This is a genomic window from Alkalihalobacillus deserti (genome assembly GCF_020734105.1).
Lineage (GTDB): Bacteria > Bacillota > Bacilli > Bacillales > Bacillaceae_D > Halalkalibacter > Halalkalibacter deserti.
The window spans coordinates 1-5,969 of record NZ_JAJAFR010000045.1; the positions used below are offsets into that span (position 1 = coordinate 1).

General features: G+C 33.0%; 10 protein-coding genes and 2 pseudogenes. 8 read left to right on the forward strand and 4 right to left on the reverse strand.

Features of this window, described 5'->3' with window-relative positions; genetic code table 11:
* Positions 1-175 precede the first annotated feature (175 nt).
* The gene (locus LDX58_RS25185; protein ID WP_227940409.1) at positions 176-325 is read right to left on the reverse strand and encodes a helix-turn-helix domain-containing protein; all 150 of its coding nucleotides are present in this window, start codon (positions 323-325) and stop codon (positions 176-178) included.
* 152 nt (positions 326-477) lie between these two features.
* On the opposite strand from LDX58_RS25185, the gene LDX58_RS26250 reads away from it, so the two are divergent.
* The 4 genes and pseudogenes from LDX58_RS26250 to LDX58_RS25200 all read left to right on the forward strand — a co-directional run bounded on the left by LDX58_RS26250 (position 478) and on the right by LDX58_RS25200 (position 2,354).
* Positions 478-621 (forward strand): restriction endonuclease, encoded by a 144-nt coding sequence (locus tag LDX58_RS26250; protein WP_265416834.1) that lies wholly within the window; start codon positions 478-480, stop codon positions 619-621.
* A 49-nt stretch (positions 622-670) separates the two neighbouring features.
* Positions 671-895: pseudogene (locus LDX58_RS26255) on the forward strand (restriction endonuclease); the annotation flags it as partial.
* Positions 896-1,419: 524 nt separating this feature from the next.
* Positions 1,420-2,028 carry a hypothetical protein gene (locus LDX58_RS25195; RefSeq protein ID WP_227940410.1) on the forward strand — a complete coding sequence of 203 codons (609 nt, stop codon included), beginning with the start codon at positions 1,420-1,422 and terminating at the stop codon, positions 2,026-2,028.
* A gap of 50 nt (positions 2,029-2,078) precedes the next feature.
* Positions 2,079-2,354, forward strand: a complete 276-nt coding sequence (locus LDX58_RS25200; RefSeq protein WP_227940411.1) for a DUF2845 domain-containing protein — start codon at positions 2,079-2,081, stop codon at positions 2,352-2,354.
* Between the two features lie 75 nt (positions 2,355-2,429).
* Here LDX58_RS25200 and LDX58_RS25205 read toward each other — a convergent pair whose 3' ends face one another.
* The 3 genes from LDX58_RS25205 to LDX58_RS25215 form a co-directional block, all read right to left on the reverse strand.
* A complete protein-coding gene (locus tag LDX58_RS25205; RefSeq protein ID WP_227940412.1) occupies positions 2,430-2,957 on the reverse strand; it encodes an Ltp family lipoprotein in 528 nt (175 codons plus the stop codon).
* A gap of 738 nt (positions 2,958-3,695) precedes the next feature.
* Positions 3,696-3,845: a hypothetical protein gene (locus tag LDX58_RS25210; protein ID WP_227940413.1), complete on the reverse strand. Its 150-nt coding sequence runs from the start codon at positions 3,843-3,845 to the stop codon at positions 3,696-3,698.
* A gap of 154 nt (positions 3,846-3,999) precedes the next feature.
* The gene (locus LDX58_RS25215) at positions 4,000-4,197 is read right to left on the reverse strand and encodes a helix-turn-helix transcriptional regulator (RefSeq protein WP_227940414.1); all 198 of its coding nucleotides are present in this window, start codon (positions 4,195-4,197) and stop codon (positions 4,000-4,002) included.
* Positions 4,198-4,377: 180 nt separating this feature from the next.
* On the opposite strand from LDX58_RS25215, the gene LDX58_RS25220 reads away from it, so the two are divergent.
* The 4 genes and pseudogenes from LDX58_RS25220 to LDX58_RS25235 all read left to right on the forward strand — a co-directional run.
* Positions 4,378-4,620, forward strand: coding sequence for a hypothetical protein (locus LDX58_RS25220; protein WP_227940415.1), 243 nt, complete (start codon positions 4,378-4,380; stop codon positions 4,618-4,620).
* Between the two features lie 450 nt (positions 4,621-5,070).
* The gene (locus tag LDX58_RS25225) at positions 5,071-5,316 is read left to right on the forward strand and encodes a hypothetical protein (protein WP_227940416.1); all 246 of its coding nucleotides are present in this window, start codon (positions 5,071-5,073) and stop codon (positions 5,314-5,316) included.
* A gap of 2 nt (positions 5,317-5,318) precedes the next feature.
* Complete coding sequence (locus LDX58_RS25230) at positions 5,319-5,555, forward strand: hypothetical protein (protein WP_227940417.1); 237 nt, start codon at positions 5,319-5,321, stop codon at positions 5,553-5,555.
* A pseudogene (locus tag LDX58_RS25235) lies at positions 5,552-5,969 on the forward strand (hypothetical protein); the annotation flags it as partial. The gene LDX58_RS25230 and the pseudogene LDX58_RS25235, both read left to right, overlap by 4 nt.

Sequence of the window (5,969 nt, forward strand, 5' to 3'; positions counted from 1 at the left end):
TCTATCCCTTGTTCATTAAATGTTTTCATCCAACGGTGAATTAATGAAGGGTTATTCAATCGAAATTGTTCAGCAGTTTCCTGAAAAGAAGCACCTGTTTCTACCATAAATTGTATCGTATCCATTTTAAATTGAACAGAGTACGCTTCCTTCATTTTTCTTCGCTTTAATCCCTCTATCCCTTTTTTTTATAGGCTCTTACCCAATCTTGTATTGGGGTTTGAGAGGGCATATTGTATTTTTTCGCTAATAATTTATATCCAAGGTTTCCATTTAAATACTCGGTAACAAGCTTTATTTTAAATTCTTCACTATATTTGGCCATAAAAACACCCCCGAAAGTTAGATTTTTTACTCTAACTTTCGGGGGTCGGAACCAAAGTAGTTGATCCCCTTACTATAGTTAAAGAAAAATTGGATGAATTAAAAAATGAACTAGCTGATAATTTATTAAAGCAATTAAGAAGTATTCACTAGATGCAATTTGAAGACATAGTAGTTGAGTTGCTAACAGTAATGGGATATGGGGACGGTAAAGTTACACAAAGGTCAAACGATGAAGGGCTAGATGGAGTGATTAAAGAAGATAAACTCGGTCTTGATAACATAAGTACAGGCTAAACGTTACGCTGCCAATAATTCTGTAGGTCGTGACGTTGTCCAAAGTTTTTCAGGTGCTTTGGATGGAAAAGGTGCAAGGAAAGGTGTGTTTATTACAACTTCTTACTTTACTGATAATGCGAGACAATATGCTGAAAGATTAGAAGCAAAGAAGATTATATTAATTGATGGTACTGAATTATCAAAGTTAATGATTAATCATAATGTTGGTGTTGATATTAGTAATACATTTGTAGTAAAAGCTATCGACTATGATTATTTTAAAGATGAATGAAAACAAAGAAGCTTGTTCATTGGTATTCCAGTGGGTAAGCCTTTTTGTTTTTTAGGTAGGAGATACAGAGCAAAGACATAATGAATCGCATCAAGCGATATTATGATGACTTTTACTTGATGGCTACTTTTGAAAAGGATGGTAAGGTATTTGCTTATAATACAAAGTACCGATTCAAAGAAAGAGAGTTAGCAGCGTTTAGCGCGTATATAATTTCATGTACCGTATTATGAAAAAAAAAAAGAGGTTTTGAGGGTAGGGAATAGTTTACCCTTGTATTGGTATTAGAAGTTTATTTTCGCTTGTCATATAGGCTGTTAGGCGGAAAATCGAACCATATACACATGTTTTTAATGGGGGCTTACCTTGTTAGTTATCTTTTAGATGACTAGTGAGGTAAGCCCCTTTTTTGTTTTATACGACTAATTAAATAATGAAGTTATATGTTCCTAGTAAAATAGTTCTACTTCGCATTAATATATGGTAAAATTTTCTTGTGTTACATAATTAAGGGGTGATAGTATTTGAAAAAGGTTTACTTTAATTATTTTATGATTTTATTTATATTGATTGCTTGTTCTGACAAGGTAGAAAATACAACTTCGGAAAATTTAGAAGTTGAAGAAACAGAAAATGATTTAGTGATAGAAGAGGAAATATCTGAGAATAGAATTTCTATTCTAATACAAAAAGGAGATTATGAAGAAGTTATTAATAAACTTAAAGATAATACAAATTACGAACATGTTTACAATTTGGCTTATGCACTTTCTCTAAAGGAGTTAGGAGATTTTGAATCATACAAGGATATAATTTATAACATTCCAAAAGATTATGAGGGTTTTATGTCTCTATATATTGGGAAGGAAAGAGCATTAATAAAAGAAGAAGAAAGTAAACGATATAAATTAGATTTTTTTAATGAAATTAGAGAGAGTGGTATTGAAATTGAACATCTTGAATCGTATGTATTTGAAGTAGGAGATTGGAGACCTGACATTATACAAGGTTTAACAAATAGTGGAAGGGATTATGAGTTTATTTGTCACGATGACTCAAGTGATTGTTCTTACCTAATGATAGACAACAGGGTTTTCAAATTTGACATTCTAGATGTAGAGGATATTTTTTAATAAAGGATGAAGGTAATAACATAATTAATCCAAAAACCGTAGACGTAGTAATGGAACAGATAAAAATAGATACATTAAGAAGAAGAGAAGAAGAAAGGCTAGAGCGTATAGAAAATGATAGAATTTCTGCAGAAAGAGAAAAACAAGAAAGAGAAGCAAGAAAAATTAGGTTAGGAATGACAAGCGATGAAGTTCGAAAAAGATGGGGTGAACCAAAAGATATAAATAGAACGGTTAATAAATATGGAACTAGAGAGCAATGGGTTTATCCTAATTATGTTTATTTATACTTTGAAGACGGAGTTTTAACCGCATTTCAAGATTAAATAATTTGTAGACATTTCACTTACCATCTTCCAGTAAAAAAGCCCTCCATTGTGGGGGCTTACTCTTATTTAAAGTTATTCTAGATTGTCAATAGCGTATTGGGCTTCTTCTGGAGTAAATTTCTCCCCGTGTTCTGAAATTAATTGGTCATAAATAGCTGCATCCGACATGGACATAGTCTCAGCATAATTTTCTGCTTTTTTCAGTGCGTTTTCTTTCCAATCAAAATCAATATTATCAATAGCATATTGGGCAGCATCTTCAGGGAAATTTTCCCCGTATTCTGATACTAATTGATCGTAAATACCTGCCTTAGACATATGCATAGTCTTAGCGTATTGTTCTGCTTTTGTTAAAGCGGACTTATATTCCCTCGGAACATTTTCTTCTACCGCAGCTGATTCCTCTTCCGCAGGCTCCTCTTCTACAGTAGGTTCTTCCGTAGGTTCAGTTGCTTCTTCGCTTACTTCAGCTTCCTCTGTTACAGGATTTGTTTCAGTATCTGTTGTTGTGTCATCACCACTTGCAAAGATACCGATAATAATAAGTAATACAAACAAACCTACAATTCCTAAACAACCAAACTTAAATACTTTTTTCATACTAAATGCCCCCTATTTATTTTATAGGGAAAATTATACTACGATTTACAATAAAAACCAAATTAAAATATATTGTCATATAATCGGCTATATTGTGTTGAATCTTGTCTCTTTTTAGCTATTATAGAGAAAAGGAGGCATGTCCAATGAAAGAACAACACCAAGGCACATAATCAAATATCCATACTTCTCTGTATCACACTCGTATACAGTAATTCCACACTTACTCATTTCTCTTTTTAACTTTCCAATATCTATTCCAACTTTATTTAAAGCTTTTTTCAACTCAAAAACAGGCTACTTTTTGTAGGTGAACTTACTAACACGTTTTTCAAAAAAATATATAATATTACATAGAGACATGCTACATGAGTTGTAAACATCTCCTCCGATCACAGAATTTATAAGCGACAACTTCCCCAAGGAGTGTCGCTTATTTTTTTATTAGAACAACAAAAAAGCCCTCACATCATGGAGTGAGGGCTTTCTTTACATGGTTAGTTGATTTATTCTAGAGCGTCTATCTTATATTGAACCATGTATTTTTAAGATTTGCAAATAATGTAATAACTATTCATGTGAAATAATACACTATATCCTATTGTCTTTTGTCGAGTTTTGACTATTACAAAAGAAAAAGGAGTGTTTTCCATGAAATCAACTTTTGCAAAAATTGTTAAACTTTTTGAATCAAAACTTAACCGCAAATTAACTGATGCTGAATACCGTGTACTTTACTCAAACTTTATTAAGAATTCTAAGAACCCCAAGTAAATCTTTTCTATCTCTACCAGTCCATTGCATTAACTCTTCAATTGTAGGATTTCTCCCTTGCAAAGTATTCACGTTTTGTATGATTTGGTTCACCTTACGTTCGATGTGATTCATAATTATTTTCCCTGCTTTTATTAAAGTGTACTTGCATTATTTCTCAAAAACTATCATACGCTAATAGCAGCTACGCATAGATACTAGCGAGACACACCTTCCAGATCCTCACTGGAAGGTATTTTTATTATTACCGCTATTACCACCTCACAGGTTATTCATCTTTCCAATCATACAAATCATCCAAATTACAATCTATAATTTTGCATAACTCTATTCCTTTATCCATCCTTGGATATTTATGTCCACTTGCCCATGCATTTATTTGTTGTGGAGTAAGCTTCATCTTTTTAGCAACTTCCTTTTGTGACAATCCACTCTTTGCAATTAACCACTTAATATTACATTTCATGTTCGTAACTCCTTATAATTCAACTTGTTTCTATATTCAAGAACACACCAATAAACTCCTTTTTATCACAAATAGATCAATCATTAGATTAAAAAGTAAACTATTTGTTTAATTTATTGTCATAATAAGTTATTACCGCTAATAACATTTACCATAAGACAGAGTGAGGAGGATAAACGAATGACAAAAAAGGTTAAGTCGATTTCATTCAATGATAAAAATACAGATGAAAAGGAGATGATTAAGCACATTGGCAGGAAAAACTTTTCAAAATATATCAAAGGATTAATAAGGGATGACATGATGTTAAAACAAACAAAGAAAGAGGATGTCACTGTTAATCAAAACATAGAGGATGAAGAGGAGGAAACAGAAGCTGTTCATGAAACCAAAAACAAGAACGGTCATACCAAAAAACAGTAAAGCAGTATTACCAAAGTCCAACACCTTCTCAACCTGTTTTAAACACAAGAAAACCGCAACAGACTGAGCCGAAGCGGTTCATTAATGGTAATAGCAGAATTACCGAATAATTACAATGTTTCTATCAATAATTGACCAATTTGAACGAGACCAAATCCAACTAAAATAAAAGGCATTTGTTATTACCTCCCTTTTAATTTAAGTATTACCGATACTTCTTATTTCATAAGTGGGTGATTCTTATTTTTTACGTATATTTTGGAATGGTTATGGTCGGAATGTGCCTAATCGTACATGGCGTTTTACTTGAAATTAAAAAAATGTTCAAGAGGTGAATTATGATGAAAACAAAAGAATTAGAATGGAAGGCTTTTATGAATGGGGAAATAGTTGAAAAGAAAAGTGATTCTGCATTTAATAAAATTCCAGCAGTTGCTACTAACAGTTTTTATGGCAAATAAAGCAATTATGGTTAGTGCCGCAACCATACCAAATGATGCTTCAGGGTTAGGTAAATTAATGGGAGAGATGCTTGGAATTGCTGATTATGTTGCTTGGGGTGGATTAATCTTTGCTGGTGCTAGTTGGATGTTTAACAACCGCACAGTAGCTATTGAGAGAGGTGTAGGAGTTACAGCAGGGTATTTAATCATTCGTAAGTCTTGGGCTTATGTACAGTTCCTGAAGGGGGTTTAATCATGCTTAAAGAGGGAATTGCTTCAGCAGTTGCTGATAAATTAGCAGATAAGCTATATGAGGGAGTTAGCTTCTTTTTCCAAACAAAGATAGATGAGCTAGTAACAATCTTACCTGAATTAGCAGGAATAGCTTTAATCATTTGTGGTTGTCTCATGATGTTTGGTGATTTGCAGAAATGGTTAGCTCGAACAGGGATAGTAATCGTAGTTGGTACTACATTGGTGGTGTTACTATGATATTTAAAAATAGGAAGATTATAGGCATAAAGTGGAATGACTTCTTTGAAATTGAAGAGGAGAAGGTCACTGTTTACAAGTTGATTCCTCACTCTTCACTGTTGAATAATCAATCTTATAAGCTATGGAGAACGTTACATGGAATCTATACTGGAATGTCAGACCGTATCACTAAAGATGGTTTAAAGTTTCGTTACCGTATTAAAGAAAGAATATGGTTTGATATCAATTTTAGATCAACTGAGAAAGGATTAGATGAGAAAGGAGAACCAATTCTAGAAAAGAAGGTAAGCCCCCATTCAAACAACGCATATAAATACGCAGCGCCTCCTGGTACGATACATGTATTAAATAAAGGAGGTGCTTTTCTTATGCCCCAACAAAAATTAGCGATCGTCCCCGTTACACTGCACG

Excerpts from the sequence above, each read along its gene's own strand:
- LDX58_RS25185 (WP_227940409.1), bottom strand. The coding sequence starts at position 325 with ATGGCCAAATATAGTGAAGAATTTAAAATAAAGCTTGTTACCGAGTAT.
- LDX58_RS26250 (WP_265416834.1), top strand. The coding sequence starts at position 478 with ATGCAATTTGAAGACATAGTAGTTGAGTTGCTAACAGTAATGGGATAT.
- LDX58_RS25200 (WP_227940411.1), top strand. The coding sequence starts at position 2,079 with ATGGAACAGATAAAAATAGATACATTAAGAAGAAGAGAAGAAGAAAGG.
- LDX58_RS25205 (WP_227940412.1), bottom strand. The coding sequence starts at position 2,957 with ATGAAAAAAGTATTTAAGTTTGGTTGTTTAGGAATTGTAGGTTTGTTT.
- LDX58_RS25210 (WP_227940413.1), bottom strand. The coding sequence starts at position 3,845 with ATGAATCACATCGAACGTAAGGTGAACCAAATCATACAAAACGTGAAT.
- LDX58_RS25215 (WP_227940414.1), bottom strand. The coding sequence starts at position 4,197 with ATGAAATGTAATATTAAGTGGTTAATTGCAAAGAGTGGATTGTCACAA.
- LDX58_RS25220 (WP_227940415.1), top strand. The coding sequence starts at position 4,378 with ATGACAAAAAAGGTTAAGTCGATTTCATTCAATGATAAAAATACAGAT.
- LDX58_RS25225 (WP_227940416.1), top strand. The coding sequence starts at position 5,071 with ATGGCAAATAAAGCAATTATGGTTAGTGCCGCAACCATACCAAATGAT.
- LDX58_RS25230 (WP_227940417.1), top strand. The coding sequence starts at position 5,319 with ATGCTTAAAGAGGGAATTGCTTCAGCAGTTGCTGATAAATTAGCAGAT.